17 protein-coding genes and 1 pseudogene are annotated in these 20,788 nt (G+C 59.7%); 7 read left to right on the top strand and 11 right to left on the bottom strand.

Annotated elements, in window-relative coordinates:
- Position 1: 1 nt before the first annotated feature.
- From G560_RS0109125 to G560_RS0109115, 3 genes are all read right to left on the bottom strand, one after another.
- Entirely contained in the window at positions 2-307 is a 306-nt protein-coding gene (locus G560_RS0109125) for a hypothetical protein (RefSeq protein ID WP_022704011.1), read from the bottom strand.
- A 3-nt stretch (positions 308-310) separates the two neighbouring features.
- On the bottom strand, positions 311-1,426 hold the full coding sequence (gene glcE, locus G560_RS0109120; RefSeq protein WP_022704010.1) for a glycolate oxidase subunit GlcE: 1,116 nt from the start codon (positions 1,424-1,426) through the stop codon (positions 311-313).
- Positions 1,427-1,493: 67 nt separating this feature from the next.
- Positions 1,494-2,927: an FAD-linked oxidase C-terminal domain-containing protein gene (locus tag G560_RS0109115; RefSeq protein ID WP_022704009.1), complete on the bottom strand. Its 1,434-nt coding sequence runs from the start codon at positions 2,925-2,927 to the stop codon at positions 1,494-1,496.
- A 154-nt stretch (positions 2,928-3,081) separates the two neighbouring features.
- Between G560_RS0109115 and G560_RS0109110 the strand changes: the two genes are divergently transcribed.
- Positions 3,082-3,792 (top strand): DUF599 domain-containing protein, encoded by a 711-nt coding sequence (locus tag G560_RS0109110; protein WP_022704008.1) that lies wholly within the window; start codon positions 3,082-3,084, stop codon positions 3,790-3,792.
- A gap of 36 nt (positions 3,793-3,828) precedes the next feature.
- Positions 3,829-4,182 carry a hypothetical protein gene (locus G560_RS0109105; RefSeq protein WP_022704007.1) on the top strand — a complete coding sequence of 118 codons (354 nt, stop codon included), beginning with the start codon at positions 3,829-3,831 and terminating at the stop codon, positions 4,180-4,182.
- 102 nt (positions 4,183-4,284) lie between these two features.
- Here the strand turns inward: G560_RS0109105 and G560_RS18900 are convergent, their stop codons facing one another.
- From G560_RS18900 to G560_RS0109085, 4 genes are read right to left on the bottom strand one after another with little or no spacing between them, the layout of a single operon-like run.
- On the bottom strand, positions 4,285-6,381 hold the full coding sequence (locus tag G560_RS18900) for a hypothetical protein (RefSeq protein ID WP_050525171.1): 2,097 nt from the start codon (positions 6,379-6,381) through the stop codon (positions 4,285-4,287).
- The gene (locus tag G560_RS0109095) at positions 6,378-9,152 is read right to left on the bottom strand and encodes a DUF4159 domain-containing protein (protein WP_028913910.1); all 2,775 of its coding nucleotides are present in this window, start codon (positions 9,150-9,152) and stop codon (positions 6,378-6,380) included. Before G560_RS0109095 ends, G560_RS18900 begins: the two co-directional genes overlap by 4 nt.
- Entirely contained in the window at positions 9,152-10,030 is an 879-nt protein-coding gene (locus G560_RS0109090) for a DUF58 domain-containing protein (protein WP_022704005.1), read from the bottom strand. The genes G560_RS0109095 and G560_RS0109090 overlap by 1 nt, the downstream gene beginning before the upstream one ends.
- Positions 10,031-10,044: 14 nt before the next feature.
- A complete protein-coding gene (locus G560_RS0109085; protein ID WP_022704004.1) occupies positions 10,045-11,055 on the bottom strand; it encodes an AAA family ATPase in 1,011 nt (336 codons plus the stop codon).
- 85 nt (positions 11,056-11,140) lie between these two features.
- Here G560_RS0109085 and G560_RS0109080 point away from each other — a divergent pair, with 85 nt between their 5' ends.
- Complete coding sequence (locus G560_RS0109080; RefSeq protein ID WP_028913908.1) at positions 11,141-11,731, top strand: DUF1285 domain-containing protein; 591 nt, start codon at positions 11,141-11,143, stop codon at positions 11,729-11,731.
- A 397-nt stretch (positions 11,732-12,128) separates the two neighbouring features.
- Here G560_RS0109080 and G560_RS20620 read toward each other — a convergent pair.
- Positions 12,129-13,117: pseudogene (locus G560_RS20620) on the bottom strand (IS5 family transposase).
- A gap of 276 nt (positions 13,118-13,393) precedes the next feature.
- On the opposite strand from G560_RS20620, the gene G560_RS0109055 reads away from it, so the two are divergent.
- The 3 genes from G560_RS0109055 (at position 13,394) to polA (ending at position 17,104) form a co-directional block, all read left to right on the top strand.
- Complete coding sequence (locus G560_RS0109055) at positions 13,394-13,576, top strand: zinc-finger domain-containing protein (RefSeq protein WP_022704001.1); 183 nt, start codon at positions 13,394-13,396, stop codon at positions 13,574-13,576.
- A gap of 253 nt (positions 13,577-13,829) precedes the next feature.
- The gene (locus G560_RS20300) at positions 13,830-14,294 is read left to right on the top strand and encodes a DUF2459 domain-containing protein (RefSeq protein ID WP_050525170.1); all 465 of its coding nucleotides are present in this window, start codon (positions 13,830-13,832) and stop codon (positions 14,292-14,294) included.
- 26 nt (positions 14,295-14,320) lie between these two features.
- Positions 14,321-17,104, top strand: a complete 2,784-nt coding sequence (gene polA, locus G560_RS0109045) for a DNA polymerase I (RefSeq protein ID WP_028913907.1) — start codon at positions 14,321-14,323, stop codon at positions 17,102-17,104.
- Between the two features lie 105 nt (positions 17,105-17,209).
- On the opposite strand, the gene G560_RS0109040 is transcribed toward polA, so the two are convergent.
- The 3 genes from G560_RS0109040 to G560_RS0109030 form a co-directional block, all read right to left on the bottom strand.
- The gene (locus G560_RS0109040) at positions 17,210-17,674 is read right to left on the bottom strand and encodes a DUF1203 domain-containing protein (protein WP_028913906.1); all 465 of its coding nucleotides are present in this window, start codon (positions 17,672-17,674) and stop codon (positions 17,210-17,212) included.
- Between the two features lie 80 nt (positions 17,675-17,754).
- The gene (locus G560_RS0109035; protein WP_022703998.1) at positions 17,755-18,129 is read right to left on the bottom strand and encodes a histidine triad nucleotide-binding protein; all 375 of its coding nucleotides are present in this window, start codon (positions 18,127-18,129) and stop codon (positions 17,755-17,757) included.
- 3 nt (positions 18,130-18,132) lie between these two features.
- The gene (locus G560_RS0109030) at positions 18,133-19,710 is read right to left on the bottom strand and encodes a DUF5928 domain-containing protein (RefSeq protein ID WP_022703997.1); all 1,578 of its coding nucleotides are present in this window, start codon (positions 19,708-19,710) and stop codon (positions 18,133-18,135) included.
- Between the two features lie 147 nt (positions 19,711-19,857).
- Between G560_RS0109030 and G560_RS0109025 the strand changes: the two genes are divergently transcribed.
- A complete protein-coding gene (locus G560_RS0109025; protein WP_022703996.1) occupies positions 19,858-20,676 on the top strand; it encodes a sulfotransferase family protein in 819 nt (272 codons plus the stop codon).
- The last annotated feature ends 112 nt before the right edge of the window (positions 20,677-20,788 follow it).

The following is a 20,788-nucleotide window of genomic DNA, read 5'->3' as shown; positions in this document are numbered from 1 at the left end:
GTTAGTCTCCGACAGTCAGCGTCAGCAGGGCAATGGCGATAAGGGGCAAGACGCCCAACAAAGCGAAGTACAAGCGGGGGGGCAGGCGTGGACCCAAGGCTGTGCGCAGGCCTTGGGCAATGGCAGCCATCGCGATCCCTGCAAGGGCCACAAAAGATGCTGGGCCAGCTACGGGCATGGTTAGCCGTAGAATGGCGACAAACACCAATGCGATCGCAAGGCCTGTGGCGGCGGGGCGACCTTTGGGCAAGGTCGCAAGCGATAGGTAAATCACCAAAGGCAGGGCGAGGAATACAAGGTTTGTCATAGTTTATCCCATCATGCCGGGGTTCAAAATCCCACGCGGGTCGAATTTCGCGCGCAACGTTTTCGACAAGGTGGCAAGGGCGGCGGGTTCAGGGTGAAAGGCGGGTGTGGTGTCATAAACCGCCGCCCCCGCCCGCACCAAGGTGGCATGGCCCCCCATTGCAGCCAAAGCCCCGCGCAGGGCGCCTGCCTGCGCATCGCCTGCATCCGGCACCAGCGCCCAGATCAACCCGCCGCCCCAATCACACAGAGTTTGCGCCTGAGACAACACGGCCAAGACTTGCGGCATATCCGATGGTTTTATGGAAATGCGCCACACGGCACCCGCTTGGCCCATAAAGGGGGCAACATCGCGGATTTCGCGCCAAAGGATAGCACTTTGCGCCGCCTCAACCACATCCCAGCCTGCGCCCAGCAATTTACGCAATGCGCCCGAGCGATAGGCCACTGACCCAATCATGCCTTCAATCCGCAAGCGGATCTGACCACCAAAATACGCGGCCCCCGTCACCTCATAAGGCGAACCAAGCGCCTGCGCCATAGCCGCCACCGCTGCGGCAGGGTCAACCCCGTCACGGGTCAACGTCGCCTCGACCTCGGGGCGCGGCAGCACCTTGAACGCCACTTCGGTCAACACCCCAAGCGTGCCGTGGCTTCCCGCCATCAGCTTGACCAAATCATAGCCGGTGACATTCTTCATCACCCGCCCGCCATTTTTCACAATGGTCCCAGCACCATCAACAAACCGCACCCCAATCAAACTGTCACGGCAGGCCCCCGCCTGAATGCGCCGTGGCCCCGAGCCATTGGCCGCCACGACGCCCCCAATCGTCGATGCCCCCGAACGCCCCAAAAGCCCGCGCAGATCCGGCACCTCAAACGGCAAGCGCTGCCCACCGCCGTCCAAAGCCGCCTCAACCTCGGCCAATGGCGTGCCCGCGCCTGCAACAATGGTCAACGCCCCTGGCTCATACAGCGATATCCCCGACAACGCGCCGGTTTCCAAAACCTCACCCGCCCGGTCCGGCCCAATCGCCCGCGTTCCCCCGCCAACAATGCGCAAAGGCCCATTCGCCCCACGGATCGCTTCGGACAGTTCCATCTCATTGGCAGGTTTCATCCCTCTGCCCTTTCTTTTCGGCAAAAATATCCTCGGGGGTCCGGGGGTGGAAAACCCCCGGCGCTCGTCACACAGCTCGGCGGCTGGCCGTCACATCCAACGGAAACACCTTGGCAGGGTTCAAAAGCCACTGCGGGTCAAACACATCCTTGACCCACAGCTGCGCCTCCATGTCCTCGGGCGCGAATTGCACCTTCATCAGGTCGCGTTTTTCAATCCCCACGCCATGTTCACCTGTCAAACAGCCACCCACTTCGACACAGAGTTTCAGCACATCGGCACCGAACGCCTCGCACAGCTCCAGATCACCCGGCTTGTTGGCGTCATACAAGATCAGGGGATGCATGTTGCCATCGCCTGCATGAAACACATTGCCCACGGCAAGCCCGTATTGCTTGGACATCTCGCCAATCCGGCGCAGCACGTAAGGCAGCGATGACACGGGGATTGTGCCGTCCAAGCACATGTAATCATTGATCTGGCCCATCGCGCCAAAGGCGGATTTACGGCCCAGCCAGATGCGCTTGGCTTGGTCCTCATCCGCTGCTTCGCGCAGTTCCACAGGGTTGTGGCGCTTGGCGATTTCGATGATCAGGGCCAATTGCTCGTCAATCTCGGCCTTCGATCCTTCGACCTCGACAATCAGCAGCGCCTCGCACATCGGATAGCCGGCTTTGGCAAAGGCTTCGGTCGCCTCGATACAGGGGCGGTCCATGAATTCAATCGCCACTGGCAAGATGCCAGCCTTGATGATGTCGGACACGCATTCGCCCGCGACTTCGTTGCTATCAAACCCCATAAGCACGGGGCGCGCGCCTTCGGGTTTGGGCAGGATGCGCAAGGTCGCCTCGGTCACAACGCCCAGCTGCCCTTCGGACCCGCAGATCACGCCCAACAGGTCCAACCCGCCCGCATCGAAATGCGCGCCGCCGATTTCCAGCACAGTGCCGTCCATTTGCACAAGGGTCACGCCCAGCAGGTTGTTCGTGGTCACCCCGTATTTCAGGCAATGCGCGCCGCCCGAGTTCATCGCGATATTGCCTGCAATGGCACAGGCAAGCTGGCTGGACGGGTCGGGGGCGTAAAAGAACCCGTCCGATTCGACAGCACCTGTCACCGACAGGTTGGTGCGGCCCGATTGCACGCGGATAAAGCGGTTGGGATAGTCCGTTTCCAGCACACCGTTCATCCGCGCCACGCCCAAAATCACACAATCGCCCGTGGGCAGCGCCCCGCCCGCAAGCGATGTCCCTGCCCCGCGCGGCACAACGGGCACGCCCATTTTGTGGCAAATCCGCAGAACAGCCGATACTTCGGCTGTGGTACGGGGCAGCACGGCGGCAAGGGGCGGACAGCGGTAAGCGGTCAGCGCGTCACATTCATAGGCGCGCACCTCAATCTCATCGAAAATCACGGCATCGGGGGGCAGCACCTCTTGCAAGGCGGCGACGATAGCGGGTTTGCGCGCGACGATAGCGGCATCAATCCGTGGCATTTCCATAGTCTGCGCCTTTTCAATTCACCCCAACTGGTAAATTTATATAACCAATATACCCATAAATCAAGCGTTCTGTCGCAGGCGGATCAGAAGAGTGTTTCTGGCGCGGGGATTCCGCGGTAAGAGCATCTTTCTTTAGCAACACGCAGGCGGTGCCATGTCTTTTCCGAACTTTTCCCCCGCGATGCTGGCGGCGTTCAGCGCCTATGATCTGGCGGCGGTGGCATTTTTATTGGCAAGTGCTGTCGTGATTGGATGGGTAGTGGAAAACCCACCTGCAGCAAAGCCATCGGTGACAGTGCTGATGAAGCAGTACCGGCGCGATTGGATGGTGCAGTTTGTCACCCGCCAGCCGCGCATTTTTGATGCGACAGTACTGGACAGTTTGCGGCAGGGCACGGCGTTTTTCGCCTCGGCGTGCATGATTACGCTGGGTGGCGGGATTGCCGTGATTGGCAATAGCGAGCGGCTGGATATGCTGGCGGCCGACCTGACGCTGGAGGCGCAAGGGGTGGCGTTGGAATTGAAAGTGGCATTGGTGTTGATCTTTGTCGCCAATGCCTTGCTGAAATTCATCTGGGCGCATCGGTTGTTCGGCTATTGCACCATTATGATGGCGGCAGTGCCGAATAACGCCGAAGATACCACCGCCTATGCCCGCGCGGCAGATGCGGCCGAGATAAACATCACGGCGGCGCGCAGTTTCAACAAAGGGCTGCGGTCGATCTATTTCGCGCTGGGATCATTGGGGTGGTTGTTGGGGCCTTGGGGGTTGGTGGCGACTGTGCTGGTTACCGCATCGGTGCTTTTGCGGCGGGAATTCATGAGCGCATCGCGCGAGATTATCTTGCGGCGCACGCAGGGTTGATTTGGGTTTTTGTAATGTTTGTGACAGGGTCGTGCTATGAAAAATATCATCCCCCTGTTGGCCTTGCTTGCCACCCCTGCCTTGTCTGCCCCACCTGTGATCGAAACGGTTGCGGCCACCCGTTCGGGCGATGCATGGCGGTTTGATGTCACCTTGGCCCATCCCGATACTGGCTGGGACCATTATGCCGATGCATGGGAGGTTTTGGCACCGGATGGGGCCTCGCTTGGCCTGCGGGTGCTGACCCATCCGCATGTGGAGGAGCAACCGTTTACAAGATCACTGGCGGGGATTTCGGTGCCCGTGGGGACGCATTATGTGATGATCCGCGCACGGTGTTTGGTGGATGGATGGTCGGACGCGGTGTTTCGGCTGGATTTGCCGCAGTAAAGCGTCACGGGCTAACCGCCTTAAAGCGTTTCGATTTAAACCTGAATCACATATCGCTGCCTGAAATCAAAGATTTCAATGCGTTATGTGATGTATGCTAGGTCAAGTTAAAGTCGAAACGCTATTGGACTGCGTGCCGTTTGGCCCGCGCCGCCCTTCAACCAACCACGCCGCAAGCGCGAAGCCTGCCGCAAGCAGCAACCAGACCCAAGCGGGCAGCAAGGCGGCCACGCGAATATCTTGCGTTAGATATGCGCCGCGCGGGGTTATGCCGATCCAGCCGCGACCTGCGGCCACGCGCCCTTCGGCCACCGTGCGAATGTCGGCTGTGCCATTTTCCAGCTGCAAAATGCCGCCGCGCAAAGGGGTGACGACGGGTTCCAGCTTGTCACCGCTGGCGATGGTTTCTTCAAACTCTTTCGGGGCCGAGGGGCCAAGCGCCATGACGGTGGAAAGGTCGCCTTGGGTCAGTTTGTACAAGCCCATTTCCGGCGCGTCATATTGCGCGGAATAGCGGCCGGGGGCGATTTCGGGCAGTATAAGGTCAGTTGTGGTGCCGTCTGGGCCGGTTATGGTGACAGGCGCGGGCGCATCGCCGATGGTGCGGCGGGTGACGGTCAGTTTTTGGCCAATGGCGGAGGCGACAAGCGCTTCCTCCTCCAGTTCGGGCTCTTTCATCATCCAATGGGCAAGGCGGCGCAGCAGTTCCAGCTGTGGGCCGCCGCCTTCATAGCCGCGCCCCCAAAGCCACATATGATCGGAGGCCAGCACGGCGATGCGGCCTTCGTCCACCCGGTCCAGCACCAAAAGGGGTTGGCCATCGATGCCCGTCATCACGGTTTGACCCGATTTCGGCGTCATGCCGATTTGGCGGAACCAGCGGCCCCAACCGCCAGCGGGGGCCAGTTTTTCAAGCCCTTCGGTGACAGGGTGGCGTTTGCCAAGGTCGGTGAGTTCGGGCTTATAGCCTTGTTCAAACACACGGCTGGTGGCATCGACGGGCATAATTTCACCCAAGGGCGACCGCCACAGGCTGTCCGCCGATCCAAATTCTGGGCCAGCCGCGACCAGTACGGTACCGCCGCGCGTGACGTAATCGCGCACGCTTTGCAGGTAGGAATTGGGCAGGATGCCGCGCAGGCGGTAGCGGTCAAAGATGATCAGGTCAAATTCGTCAATTTTTTCGACAAACAGCTCGCGGGTTGGAAAGGCGATCAGCGACAGTTCCGACACAGGGATTCCGTCTTGCTTTTCCGGCGGGCGTAGAATGGTGAAATGCACAAGATCGACCGAGGGGTCGGATTTCAAGAGGTTGCGCCAGACGCGTTCACCGGCATGCGGTTCGCCCGATACCAGCAGCACGCGCAGACGGTCGCGCACGCCGTTGATTTGCACGACAGCGGCGTTGTTGCGGTCTGTCAGCTCACCCTCAGTCACAGCCACCTGAAATTGCAGCACGTTCATGCCGCCGTGGGGGAGTGTGACGGGAAGTTCTAGATCCTCGCCCACGGGCACACGGTAGGATTGGGGTTCGCCGCCGTCGATGGCGATGGAAATCATGGCAGAGCCAGCCATTGCGGCAGGCACAGCGCCTTGGTCATCAATGCGCAAAGTGAGGGTGACGGATTCGCCCAAGATTGCAAAGGCGGGGGCGTTTTTGACGATCAGGCGGCGGTCCCAATCGGTGTTTTGTCCTGTGAGCAGCACATGTAGCGGCGCGGGCATATCGGGGGCCAGCGGCATGTCATGCGCCTGCCCGTCGGTGATCAGGATTGCGCCTGCGATGCGTGCGCGGGGCTCTTCGGCCAATGCCTCGGCCAATGCGGTCATCAGTTGGGTGCCAGAGTCGCCGTCACCATCGCCCACACGGACCACGCGCAGTTCGGTGTTGGGCAAGGCGGCGATTTCGGCCTGCACACGGGCCAGCGCCGTGATGCTTTGCGCAGGGCGGTTGCCGATGCGTTGGCTTGCGCTGTCATCGACCACGGCGATGACGATGTCGGACAAGGGTTCGCGGTCTTCGCGTTGCAAGGACGGGTTGGCGATGGCAGCAAGAAGGGCCAGCGCGCCAAGCCCGCGCAAAGCCCAGCCGGACAGGCCGCGCACAAGGCCGTAGCCGATGATAAGCAACGCCGCACCGGCCAGCACGTAAAGCGCCAGCATCGGGATAAGCGGGTCGAGGACAAGGGTTCCCGTCATTGCCCCAACCTTTCGAGCAAGGCAGGCACATGGACCTGATCGGATTTATAATTTCCGGTCAGCACATGCATGATCAGGTTGATGCCAAAGCGCGTGGCAATTTCGCGCTGGCGTTCGCCCGCATAGCCGCGCCCGATGGGGAACATCTCGGTCCCGTTGTCATTCAGCGCCCAAGCGGCGGCCCAATCATTGCCGCCAAGGACAATGGGGGTGACGCCATCATTCAGGTTGCGAAAGGGCATCCCCTCGGCCAGTTCGGCGTTCGGGGGGGCGGCCTCGACCCAGAGGTTGCGGTTGGTGTAGCGGCCCGGGAAATCCTGTAGCAGGTAAAAACTGCGGGTTAGCACGTGGTCTTCGGGCAGAATTTCCAGCGGTGGGATATCAAGCGGGGCGGCCAGCAGTTGCAGTTTGCGCGACTGCGGGGTTTGCGCACCGCCTGCGACATCGCCGTCGCGGGTGTCGAATAGGATCATCCCACCCGTGCGCAAATAGCGGTTTAGTTTGGCATAGGCAGCAGCAGAGGGGCCAGGTTGATCGGTGGTGATTGGCCAGTAAAGGAAGGGAAAAAACAAAAGCTCGTCGGTTTCAAGGTTCACCGAAAGCGGGTCTTCTGGTTCAATGGTGGTGCGTTCAAACAGGCGTTGGCCAAGCCCGCGCAGGCCTGCGCGTGACACCTCATCCACCCGCGCGTCGCCAGTTATGACATAGCCGAGGCGCACCGCATTCGTCGCCTCGATCGCGCGCAGATCATCGGGCAGGGTTTCTTGGGCATGGGGTTGGGTGGGGGCAAGCATCAGGAGCGCCACGGCCAGAACAGCCGCATTGCGCAGGCTGCCCAAAAGGCGGCCCGACAGCGCGAGGGCGGCCAGAACGTCGATCAGAAGGAGTGACAGGGCCGTGGTGAGGGCGGTGCCTTTGAGAGCCTGTTCGGTTTGCACATCCAACCCTTCGCGCGCAACGGTTGCGGGCCAAGCGGGGGCGGCAAGTTGGGTTTCGGCGTTGATGACATTCAACGCGATGCGGCGGTCGTCGCCTGCGTAAAGGCCGGGCGGCATGGTGGCCGAAGGGCCGGTTTGCGACAAGGCGGCGGCGAGGTTTGCACCGTCAACGCCTGCCATTTCACCCGCATCGCCCAGCGTGCCAAAGGCATCCATCGCGACTTGGGGCACCCAGGTTTGGCCTGCCAGATCGGCGGCATCGGGGGCGGTGGGGCGGGTTGATACGGCAAGCCGTTCCAGCATTTGCACGAACAGACCCGAGAGCGGCAGGCTGGACCATTCGGCATTGGCGGTGACGTGGAACAGCACGACCTGCCCCTGCCCCACCGTTTTGCGCGTGACCAGCGGCGTGCCATCGGCAAGGGCCGCGATGGTGCGGTTGGCAAGGTCAGGATCGGGTTGGGCGAGGACTTGGGCGGTGACGGTTACATCATCCGCAATGGGCAGGCCGTAAAAGGGCGAGCCTTCGGCGAAGGGGGCGAGGGATTTCGGCTCTCCCCAGCTCATCGCGCCGCCGACGTTGCGGCCACCGATGCGCAGACGGACGGGCATCAGATCGTCCTCGGTATCGCGGCTGACATCGGACGCGGCAAGGCGAGGGCCTGCAAAGCGCAACAGCAAGCCGCCTTTGTCGAGCCAGTCCAAAATCGTGTCGTTTTCATCGGGCGAGAGGGTGGCGACATCGGCCAGCACGATCACATCGGGATTGGCCAGCACAACATCGGCGATGCTGCCGTCGATCAGTTCCGCCACGGGTTCCAGCGCTTGGCGCAAGTAGTGGGTGGGCGAGAGCAGTTGCAGGCCTTCGGCACCACCTGAGCCGGATATAAGCGCGACTTTGCGGCGTTTCAAACTGTCATCGGTCAGGGTTACAGCGGCGGCAGAGCGGATGCCTGCGATTTCAAACCGGCTGACGCGGTTGCGCAGTTCGGGGGGCAGCGACAGGGCGGTTTCCGCATCTGCCCCACCTGCGGCAAAGGTCAGGGGGATGCGGGCGAGTTCGCGTTCAATGCCTGCGGGGTCAAGACCACGGGCAGAGATTTCGACGGTTGCCGCGTCGTTGGCAGGCAGGCGGGTAGCAGACAGCTGAATCACACCGTCTTTGAATTGCGCGGGGCGAAGGGCAATCACGGGGCGCGGGCTTTCAAACGCTGTGACCGACCCGCGCGATTGAAGGGCCGCGAGCAGATCGGCGCGGGCAGGATGATCCACCCCATCCGACAGCCAGTAGGTGGCGAAATCACCTGTGGGCAAGGATTTGGCCCAGCCTGCGAAATCGGGTGTCCATGCGTGGGGCGTGATGCCTGCCATCAAGGGTTGCAGCGCGCCTGCGGCTTGGAACACCACATCGGCGGGGGTATCGGTTAGCCGGATCAGGGCCACGGGGCGGCCCGCGCGACCCGCCTCATCTATCAAAGCCGTTGCGCGGTCGATGCGGCGGGGCCAGTCGCGGGCATCGGCCCAAGACGCATCCATCAGCACCAAAAGCGGGCCCGTTTCGGCCTGATCACGGGTGTCGGGGTTCAGGATTGGCCCTGCAAAGCCGATGATTGCGGCGGCGATGGCCGCCATGCGCAAGAGCAAAAGCCACCACGGGGTTTTATCGGTTTCCGCCTTATCATCCTTTAGGCCCAAAAGCAGCGCCACACCGGGAAAGCGGCGGCGGATGGGCGCGGGAGGGACGGCGCGAAGGAGAAGCCACAGGATGGGCAGGGCTATCAGGCCCAAGAGTAAAAGCGGCGCGGTGAACCCCACAGGGCCAATCATAAACATCAGCGCCCCCGTTCCAGTGCCGTGAACAGCCACAAAAGCGCCGATTGCGCCGATTGGCCGGTATGGTGGCACAGGTAATGCCAGCCGGACGCGCGGGCAAGGGTTTCCAGCCGCGCCTTGCGTTCGGCCAAACGGTCGAGGTAGCGGGTGCGCAAATCGCCAGCGCGCAAGGTTTCATGACGCAAACTGCCGCCCATCGATTCGAAAATCGTGCGACCGTCAAATGGAAAGTCCTCTTCGGCCGGATCGAGGATTTGGACCAACGCGCCGCGCACGCCGCGATCCGAGGCCATGGCTAAGGCGGTTTCGACGTCTTCGAGATTGCCAAAGAAATCAGAGATGAACACGGCGCGGCTGTGGCTGGTCAGGTTCGCCACATCGGGGGTGCCATAGTCGGCGGGGCCATAATCGGGGGAGGCGGCATCTGACGCCATGCCTTGGGCCAAGTGCAGCAGTTGGGCGCGGCCTGCACGGGGGCGCGCGGCGTCACCCGTCAGGCCCACGCGTTCACCGCCGCGCAGCAAAAGCACCGACAGGGCCAGTGCCAAAAGCTGCGCGCGGTCGGATTTTGTGGGGCGAGACGTGTCGCCGGAAAACTGCAAGGAACGGGCGGGATCAACCCAAAGGGATACGGTTTGGGCGGCTTGCCATTCGCGTTCGCGCACGAATTGTTCGTCCGACCGTGCGGACCGCCGCCAGTCGATTTGGGTGGCGCTGTCGCCGGCATGGGCGGGGCGGTATTGCCAAAATTCATCGCCCATGCCTGCACGGCGGCGGCCATGTTCGCCCAGCATGACGGTGGCCGCCAAATGATCGGCGGCGGCCAAAAGCGCGGGCAGCGATTCGCCCAGGCTTTCAGCGCGGGCGCGCAGATCCATTTGGGCGGCTTGGGTCACGCTGCGGCCTCGAGCCCCAAGGTGCGGGTCACGGTGGCGTCGATCAGGCCTGCAAGGCTTTCGCCCCGCGCGCGCGCGGCGAATGACAGCGCCATACGGTGAATAAGGACAGGGCGCGCGAGGGCGGCCACATCGGCAACCGACGGGGCAAGGCGACCATCCAGCAAGGCCTGCGCGCGGACAGTCAGCATGAGGGCTTGGGCCGCGCGGGGGCCCGGCCCCCATGAGAGTTGCCCCCGCAGAGCCGCCCCTTCGGGTTCATCGGGGCGACAGGCGCGGACGAGATCAAGGATCGCCTCGACCACTTGGTCGCCCACGGGCATACGGCGCAGCACGGATTGTGCGGCAAGGAGTTCGGGAGCGGTGAATACGCCGTGAACCTGCGCCTCACTCGCGCCCGTGGTGGCCAGCAAGATGTCGCGTTCGGTGGCGCGGTCGGGGTAATGCACGTCGACTTGCACAAGGAACCGATCCAGCTGCGCCTCGGGCAGTGGATAGGTGCCTTCTTGTTCAATCGGGTTTTGGGTGGCGAGGACGTGGAAGGGGCTGCCGAGCGGGCGGTGTTTGCCTGCGATGGTGACTTCGCGTTCCTGCATCGCTTGCAGCAGGGCCGATTGGGTGCGGGGGCTGGCGCGGTTAATCTCATCCGCCATCAGAAGTTGGCAGAAAATCGGGCCTTCGATGAAGCGAAAGGCGCGCGCACCGTCCGAACCGTCAAGCACCTCGGACCCCAGAATATCGGCGGGCATCAGATCGGGGGTGAACTGGATGCGGTTTCCGTTCAGGCCCATGACGGTCGAGAGCGTATCGACCAGACGGGTTTTGCCAAGGCCCGGAAGGCCGACCAGCAGCGCATGGCCACCGCAGAGAAGCGAGGCGAGCACGAGGTCGACCACCTTATCTTGGCCAATGAATCGCTGATTGATCGAGGCTTTGGCGGCCTTCAACTTCTCGCCAAGCGCTTCGATATCGGTGACCAATTGGGCGGCATCTTGGGTATGGGGCATGACATTCCTCGGGCACAGGTTATATTGCGTCTATTAGAGCGATTTATGTCGCCGGGTACAAATGGCAAAAGGGTTTGGGGAACAATTGATTGTGAAACCAACGGCGGAAGGTTTGATGGCATCGGCGATGGCGGCCGGAAAAGGGGCTGGCAAAGGGGCGGGTCCGGCGCCCGTGCACCTGTGGAACCCGCCGTTTTGTGGGGATCTGGATATTCGGATCGCGCGGGACGGGACGTGGTTTTACCTTGGCACCCCGATCGGGCGGCCTGCGCTGGTCAAGCTGTTTTCCAACATATTGAAGCTGGAGGGGGGGAAGTATTTTCTTGTGACTCCGGTGGAAAAGGTAGGAATCACGGTTGAGGACGCGCCGTTTGTGGCTGTGGATTTTACGGTAAGCGGTGCGGGCGAGGCGCAGGCGTTGCAGTTCGAGACGCAGGTGGGGGACCGTGTTCGTGCGGGCGTGGAGAATCCCATTCGTGTGGTAAGGGATGTCCAAAGCGGCGAGCCGTCACCCTACGTCATGGTGCGCGCGGGGTTGGAGGCGCTGATCGACCGCAAGTCGTTTTACCGATTGGTGGAATTGGGGGTGCATCATCGCCATGCGGGGGCCGATTGGTTTGGCCTTTGGTCGGGCGGAGCGTTTTTTCCGGTGATTCCTTCGGCTGATCTGGTGTGATTCGACGTGCTGCTGCATGACCTGACAGGGCTGAAGTGGTCCGTGGTTGATAGTTTTTTGAACCAAGATGACATGGCGATGGGATGTTTTGACCGCGCCAACAACGGAGCTTTCTGATGATCCCTGCGCGTTTTGCCTCTGTTTTGTTTGGTTTATTCTGTCTGGGCTGATGTCAGCGGTGGTCTCGGCAATCGCTACATGGCGCGCGCTGGGAATGAACGCCGAATTTTCAATGAACGGGTTGGGGTCTTGGCTGACCAGCTAGGAGATTGCGTTTACCGCCGAGCAAATCGTGGCGCCGATCATGCAGCGCCTTGTCGCGCGTTTGGTGCGAGGCTGATCGCCGCAAGCCGCAGACTTGCGGATCGGTTTCCAAGCTAGGCTCAGGGCCCATTGATCATATCCAGAATATGACGATGGCCGCGATTGCTATGGCGGACATAAAGGTGTGAGCGCAGCGGTCGTAGCGGGTGTGGATGTATGAGGAGGGTCAGAAAACAGTCCGGGGGACTGTTTTCCCAACGATTGGCCAATCCTTGGGCTTTCCGAACATGTTCTCGATCCGTTGCCTGGCAGGGCATGTTTACATGCCCGAGAAGGTTGTGGCGCTTGCGATAGAGCGCCTTGTCATGGGGTATCTGGATTGTCCTGTTTGGTCTCGATGGGATGCAGGCCTCATAGTTGCGATCTGCAAGAGCATCCCGGAAACAGTCGGCATCGTAGCCCTTGTCTGCCAGGAGTGCCTTCGCCGGGGGCAGTGTCGAGAGCGGGGCCGCCGCTCCGGTATAGTCGCTGAATCGTTGCCCGGCAGGCGATGCTTGCATCGCCGAGAGGGGGCCTGCGGTCAGAAACAGGGTGCGGGGCCGTCCCTGACTGTCGCAGACCGCGTGCAGTTTTGAGTTCAACCCGCCTTTGGTGCGCCCAATAAACCGGGGAAGAGCCCCTTTTTGAGCAGGCTGGCTGCTGTCCGGTGCGCCTTGAGGTGGGTAGCGTCCGTTGCCCGGCAATTGATTGCAAAGCAATCAATGAGAGGGGATCATGATTTCCTCGGTATCTCCACCGCCTTTGGCAAGCTCGATGAAGATACGCCCGAAAACGCCCATCTCGCTCCAGCGCCCTCTCGATGATTGCATGCAATCACCTGTCAGGTAATAGATGAAACGGTTGTAAAGTGTCTTGTGTGGCTCGTAGCTTGCCGGCACGTCACGCCATCGCAGGCCATCGCGCCCTCTCACACATCTAAAGATGTGTTACCGGGTAACGGATCACAAAGTTGATGCCGCTGATTACCCTGCGGTCATCGACACGCGGCATCCCGTGCGACAGCGGAAAGAACGGCGAAATCCGCGCCATCTGGTCTTCAGAAAGCAGGATCATCTCGGTCATGGCAGCCCCCCTTACTGCCGCCAGTGAAGCAATGAGCTACCCTGACCCCAAGCAATTTAACGGGGCCAGAGCCTCGTTAGCCACGCGCATTGCGCGTGGCTAGGCCCAACATTGAGGCGTTTTTTGCCAAAGGCAACGAAAGGCGGGAGAAGCCCCGTTTGGTACAAGTGCGGGTAGGATGCCACCACCCCTTGCAGCACTCGTTCAGATCGTTATCATGGACCAAATGCTCATTTCGCAGAAAATTTGCAAAGACAGTCGCAGAAAGACTCAAGCATGACCGCACCAGCCCCCGAAACCAAAATCGTTTCACAGTGGAAAATCGCCTGCGATGGGGATGGCCCTTCCTTGGGGCATCCGCGCGTCTGGTTGAGCATCCCCGAAGAAAAGGGGTTTGTCGAATGCGGTTATTGTGACCGCCGCTTTGTGCACGAAAGCGCTGCGGCCAAAGCAAAGTAAACCCATGCGCCGCGCCCTGTTTTGGGCCGCGCTTGCAGGGCCAGCCCTTCCTTATGCTTTATGTAGCCCTTGGCCTTGCGGGCGGTTTGTGGCTGACAGCAGGCGCGCGCAATGGGGCAAACCCTAACGTGCACATCGGCCTGATTGCTGGGCCTATCCACTATGATCTGCTGATCCCACTTGCGCCTGACACCCGTGCCCGCTTTGACTTTGCCCAAGCGGCGGGTGTGCCTGTGGACAACGCGGCGGCGGATTGGCTGCTGGTTGGGGGGCGCGTGGCTTTTACACCTCGACCGCCACCTTGGCCGATATGCAGGCTGCGACCGCTTGGCGGGCGGCGACGGGTGACACTGCGGTAATACGGCTGGATGTGTTGGGCAAAATAGATACCTTTGACGGCATTGACCAGATTTCCCCAACCGATGCTGAAATTACCGCCTTGGTTACGGCCGTTCTGGCCAGCTTTTCCGATAGGGCCACCCTGCCCTTGGCCGGTTTTACCGAAACAGATACGTTTTTCGCGGCTAAAGCGCGGTTTAACCTATTCGATACCTGCAACACTTGGATTGGGTCCGTGTTGCGGGCGGCGGGTCTGCCCTTTGTGCGCTGGACCCCCTTCTCCCGAATCCGTCCTTGGCCTTGGGCCGTGCGAAATTGGCCCCGCCCTGGCGCCGCCTTGCATTCGACAGGTAGACCCTTGCCCGCGTCCATGCGATGAATGGCAAAACGCTGGGGGATCTGGATATGACCGACACATTTGGCAAAGGCCACCATCTGCATCTGATCGACGGGTCGGCCTATATTTTCCGCGCCTATCACGCGCTCCCCCCCCTGACCCGCAAATCCGATGGCCTGCCAGTGGGCGCTGTGGCCGGATTTTGCAACATTCTGTTTCGCTATCTGGAAGGCAATAAAACCGGCGATGCGCCGACACATGTTGCTGTTATCTTTGACCATTCGTCAAAAACCTTTCGCAATGACATCTACCCCCAATACAAGGCAAATCGCCCCGAATTGCCCGAAGACTTGCGCCCGCAATTCCCACTGACGCGCGACGCAACCCGAGCGTTCAACATCGCCTGCATTGAAACCGAAGGGTTTGAGGCCGATGACATCATCGCCACCCTATCGTGCCGCGCGCGTGATGCGGGCGGGCAAGTGACCATCATCAGCTCGGACAAGGACCTGATGCAGCTGGTCGGCGACGGTGTGTCGATGTTCGACCCGATGAAGAACAAGCTGATCGGGCCAGATGAGGTATTTGAAAAGTTCGGCGTGGCGCCCAACCGCGTGGTCGATGTGCAATCGCTGGCGGGGGATTCGGTGGATAACGTGCCCGGCGCGCCGGGCATTGGTATAAAAACCGCCGCTTTGCTTATTCAGGAATACGGCGACTTGGAAACTCTGCTGGACCGCGCGGGTGAAATCAAGCAACCCAAGCGCCGCGAATCCTTGCAAGACAATGCCGATTTGATCCGCATTTCCAAACGCCTTGTTCAGCTGGATTGCGACACACCATTGGATTTTACAATGGACAGCATGGAGGTGCGCGCGCCCGATGCCGAACCGCTGCTGGCGTTTTTGAACGAGATGGAGTTTCGCACCCTGACCAAGCGGGTGGCCGACAGCCTGAAAGTGGCAGCCCCCGTGGCGCCCGAAGCGGTGACCGCAGACGCCCCTGCCCTGCCGTTTGACCATGCGAAATACGAAAATGTCAGCACCGAGATGGCGTTGCAGGCGTGGATCGACCACGCCTATGCGCGCGGCTATGTCGCCGTGGATACCGAAACCACCAGCTTGGATGAAATGCAGGCCGAGTTGGTGGGGATTTCGCTGTGCATCGAGGCAGGGCAAGCCTGTTACATCCCGCTGGGCCACAAGCAAGGCGGCGGCGATCTGTTCGGGTCGACCGACTTGATGGAGGGGCAGATGCCGCTGACCCGCGCCTTGGACATGCTGCGCCCGATGCTTCAGGATCCCAGCATACTGAAAATCGGTCAGAACATGAAGTATGACGCCAAAATCTTTGCGCGTCAGGGCGTGGCCGTGGCCCCGATTGATGACACGATGCTGATGTCTTCGGCACTGAACGCAGGTTTGCACAATCATGGTATGGACACTCTGGCCGATACTTACCTCGGCCACACTCCGATCCCGATCAAATTGCTCTTGGGCGCAGGCAAAGCGCAGATTACCTTTGACCGCGTGCCGGTGGATGAGGCGGTGAAATACGCCGCCGAAGATGCCGATGTCACCCTGCGCCTGTGGCAATTGTTCAAACCCTTGCTGCACACCAAGCAAGTGACGACGGTCTATGAAACGCTGGAGCGCCCCTTGGTGCCCGTGCTGGCGCAGATGGAAATGGCGGGTATCCAAGTCGACCGCGATACCTTGTCGCGCATGTCCAACGCGTTTGCACAGAAAATGGCGGGGCTGGAGGATGAAATCCAGCAAATGGCAGGCCGCCCGTTCAATGTGGGCAGCCCCAAGCAACTGGGCGAGATTCTGTTTGATGAGATGAACTTGCCGGGCGGCGTAAAGGGCAAAACCGGCGCCTATGCAACAGGCGCCGATGTGCTGGAGGATCTGGCGACAGAACACAAACTGCCGGGCCTCGTGCTCGATTGGCGGCAATTGGCCAAGCTGAAATCCACCTATACCGATGCGCTGCAAACCCATATCAACCCGGAAACCGGGCGGGTGCATACATCCTATTCGCTGGTTGGCGCGGTTACCGGGCGGTTGTCCTCCACTGATCCGAACCTTCAAAACATCCCCGTGCGCAGCGATGAAGGCCGCCGCATCCGTGAGGCGTTTGTGGCCCCCAAAGGTCGGGTGATTGTCAGCCTCGATTACAGCCAGATCGAACTTCGGATTCTGGCCCATGTCGCAGATATTCCCGCGCTGAAACAAGCGTTCAAGGACGGGATTGATATTCATGCGATGACCGCTGCCGAAATGTTCGGCGTGCCGGTCGAAGGCATGGACCCCATGATCCGCCGCCAAGCCAAGGCCATCAACTTTGGCGTGATCTATGGCATTTCCGGCTTTGGCCTTGCCCGCAATCTGCGTATCCCAAGGTCTGAAGCACAGGGCTTTATCGACCGCTATTTTGAACGGTTCCCGGGCATTCGCGAGTATATGGATGCCACGGTGCAATTCGCCAAGGATAAAGGCTATGTCCAAACCCTGTTTGGCCGCAAAATCCATACGCCCGAGATTAACGCCAAAGGCCCTGCCGCAGGCTTTGCCAAACGCGCCGCGATCAACGCCCCGATCCAAGGCACCGCCGCCGATATCATCCGCCGCGCGATGATCCGCATGCCGGATGCTATCCGCGATATCGACGCCAAAATGCTGCTTCAAGTGCATGACGAACTGCTGTTCGAGGTGGCGGAAAATGCCGTGGACCCGTTGATCAAGGCCGCCCGCGGCATTATGGAAGGCGCGGCCCACCCCGCCGTCCATTTGACAGTGCCCATCACCGTCGATGCAGGCAAAGGCGCAAACTGGGCCGAGGCGCATTAATGCCCCTGCCCTTTTTCTGTTCTTAAATATCCCCGTGCGGAGCACGCCCCGCGCGGCCAGCGCAAACCAAATCAGTGGCGCGCAGCACCTCCGTTTCCCAACGGCTCACACCCGATCAATGCGCAGGTGATAGCAATTGTTGCTGGCCGAGCGGACATGCACATAGGCGATACGCGAGTCGGAAAAGCGCGATGCAGCGGCAGCGGATATGTCGGCCAAGCTTACGACGGCCCCCGACCCATAAACGATGCGCCCATCGTCACCATAGCCGCGCAGGATGTAGCTGGGCGAATTCAGGATCTCTGGCACATCCGCCCCGCCCCCTGCCGCACACGCATCGGCACACAGGAAAACCGGGCCAAGCTCGGCATAAGGGTGCAGCGTCGGGAACGGGCGGTGGGCCAGAACCAGCATCGCGCGCCCTGCAGGGATCATCTGCAGGCAATGGCGGCAAGGGTTGCCGTCGCCATCCGATACTTGGCGTTCGGGCATCTGACCGTTCGCATCTGGCCCGCCCGCCTGATAGGCGCGGACGGTGTCGGTGGGGATCGGGGTGAAACGGATTCGCATCTTGGCCTCCTGCTGTGCTGGCACTTTTTTAGGGTACATAACTGATCAAGGGCGACCCGTTTCTTGCGGCTAAAGCGGCCTTACTTGGCAACCATCCGGCCCATCGGGCGACCGCCCAGAATGTGCAGGTGATAGTGCGGCACTTCTTGGACCCCGTTTTCGCCCGCATTCGTAATGGCGCGAAAGCCTTGGCCTGTGTCCAGCGAGACCCCCATCTTTGTGCAAACCGAAGCAGCAGTGCGGTGGAAATCGACAATCTCGGCATCGGACGCAGCAGAGGCGAAATGATCAAAGCTGACATATGGCCCTTTTGGGATCACCAACACATGCACAGGCGCCGAAGGGGCGATGTCGTGGAACGCCAGTGTATGGTCTGTTTCCAACACGGTTTTATTGGGAATTTCCCCACGCAGAATACGGGCAAAAATATTGGTGTCGTCGTAGGTATAGGCCATGTCTTAATCCATAAACAGATAATTGGTTTCCGCAATCTCGCGCGCCTTTTCGATAGTAATATCAAGAAACGCAGCCAAGGCCACGGCATTATCGTTAGACGACGCCGCCTCTCGGATCCGCAACAGATTGCTGAAGTCGGCGTCGCGGATCTTGTCGCTTTCAAACTTCACATCATAGCGGATCGTCGGCAACAGGCGGTCGATAACCTCTTTCGGGGTGCGTTCCCCCGCAAGACCCACGCGGCGGGCATGGCCAACCAGATAGTCATCTGAAAATTCGCAGTCCACTTCAAGCAAGCGCACGGTGGATTTATCGGCCACGAAGTCCTGCATAAGTTCGACATTTGCAGGGTCGATGCAGACGATAAGCGTGTCGGCCTCCCAATAGTCGAACAGCATGCGCACAAGTGCCCGCCGGTGCCGCGTGCGTTTTTCCAGCGTGGATTGGATGCCGCCCAGATCGGGCAAAGGGGTCGAGGCCTCGTTGAACACATAATCCACCGCGGGCAAGTCCGTCACCGTGCGCATCCGGTCGACCAAGCGCTTGGCCACATGCCATTTCTTGCAAATCACCATCAACAAGGTGCGTTCGCGGCCCAGACTGCTTTCGGTTTCCCAAAAACGCGGCGCAAAGCGGCGGCCAATACGGCCCCGCCCTGTCAGAAACTGAAACAAGCTGCGGCCTTCGCTCGAAATCGGGAAATCCACGCCGGTCGCGGCATAAAGTTGGCCCAAACGCGTTTTCAGATCGAGTGCATCAGGCGAAATCTTGCGCGCGAACAGATAATCCTGACTGACCAGAAGGTCATAGTTGTCATTGTAAAATGTCACCGGCATGCCGTAATCGGTGAACATCAGAAAGGTCAGCGTGCGGGCCTGTATCTCATGTTCTGGCACCAGATGGCGCACGAGGGTTTGAAAAAACGTCTCGTCCGGGATCCATGTTGTACTAAAAAACCGCATCACATCACGCCTGCGGTCACAAAACTCTAACAGCACCTCAACAGTGCGGCGACGCAGGCACCACCATTGGCTGCCAATCTGAATTTGCAAATCGACCGGCACCTTGCGGGCCATGCCAAGCCTGTCTTGCAGCGCCATCGAGGCGTAGAAAAGGCGTTTATGGCTGCGTTCGTTGAAATAGTGCCGATAGATCAGCCGCTCTGATTTAATACCGGTCTTGATCCAGTCTGATTTAAAGAAATCAAAGCTTTCGACGTAGTCCACATCGTCGCGGTCCAGCAACGCATGCGCGTATTCTGCCGACTTAATCGGCATGCAATCCCCCGACAGCATGTAAAAATGGGTGGCGCGCGGAAAGGCATGGACGGCGGCGCGCACAGCAAGCAAGGTGGCAGCGACAAGGCTCCATTCGCCCCAGCCGCATTTCAGACGTTTGCGCGCAAAGGTGACATTGGGGTTATCCGAAAGCGCGGCCTTCAACCGATCGAAATCGCTGTTGCGGGACCGTCCATCAAAATGGATCGAGACATAATCGCCCCCTTCGGTCAGCCGCTCGGCCTGCGCAATGATCCCGTCAGGGTCCTTGTGGCTTAACAAAATATAGGCGATTCTTGCCATTTAGGAAACTCTAAGCCCTTTTTTACGCTATTGTTTCCCTAAATAGCTTTATCGGCCATTGAAAAGACAGAGTTTCTTTGCTTTTTAGCTATGAAATCTTTGCATTTGCTGAATATGCGGTGTGAAGGAGTATGGAGGCAGAGGTTTATGGGTTTTCCGGGTACATGGATGACAGAGAGCGAAAGCGTCATCTATCGGGTGGTGCCGAAATGTGCATGTTCGACGATTGGTCAGATCATGTTCTATTCCGATCACGGGCGTTTCTTTGATGGCGACATCCACGATTCGACGGCCGGATTGCACAAATGGGCGCAAGAGGACAGCCAGGCGCTGATCGAACGGACGGTCAAAGCGCAAAAGACTTATGCCTTTACCTGTGTGCGCAATCCTTATACCCGCATCCTGTCGTCGTTTTTCGACAAGATTTGCGGCATCCAACGCAATGGCAAACGGTACCGCGGCAACCTTGTGCCGCTGTTGGTGCAGAAATACGGGATCGAAGTGGGCGGCGATGATGGCAAGCAAGAGTTTGACCAAATCCAAAGCTTTCGGCGGTTCTTGCTGTTCGCGCGTGACACCATTCGCTGGCGCAAACCGATGGACCCCGACATCCATTGGTCGGCGATGTCGGGCCATGTCTCGACTTACATCGCCAATGGCGGGCGCTATGATAAAATCTTTTATACCGAGACGTTTAACGACGGTATGAGGGAGATGCTGGACCATATCAAAACGCCGCATAAGGTGGATTTGAAAAAGATCCCCAAGTTCAACGAGAGCGAAGGGCACGGGCCAACGCGGGCGCATCCGGTCGAAGATTATTTTGACGATTTGTCAAAGCATCTGGTCTGGGAAATCTATAAGCGCGATTTTCAGCTGTTCAAATATGACTTTGAAAATCCAGGGAACAAGCTGCCGATTGGCGAGATTGATCTGGATGAAGTTCACGCCAAGCTGGGCGACTGACAAAGCGGGGGCGTACGCCGCCCCCGCACCCCCTGGGGAGTATTTTCGCAAAGATGAAATCAGTAGGGCCTGGCTTGCGGTATCAAGGCAAGACTGCACTCGTCACAAGGGC

It is taken from the genome of Pseudorhodobacter ferrugineus DSM 5888 (genome assembly GCF_000420745.1).
Taxonomy (GTDB): domain Bacteria; phylum Pseudomonadota; class Alphaproteobacteria; order Rhodobacterales; family Rhodobacteraceae; genus Pseudorhodobacter; species Pseudorhodobacter ferrugineus.
This window is presented reverse-complemented; position numbering and strand designations above follow the sequence as displayed.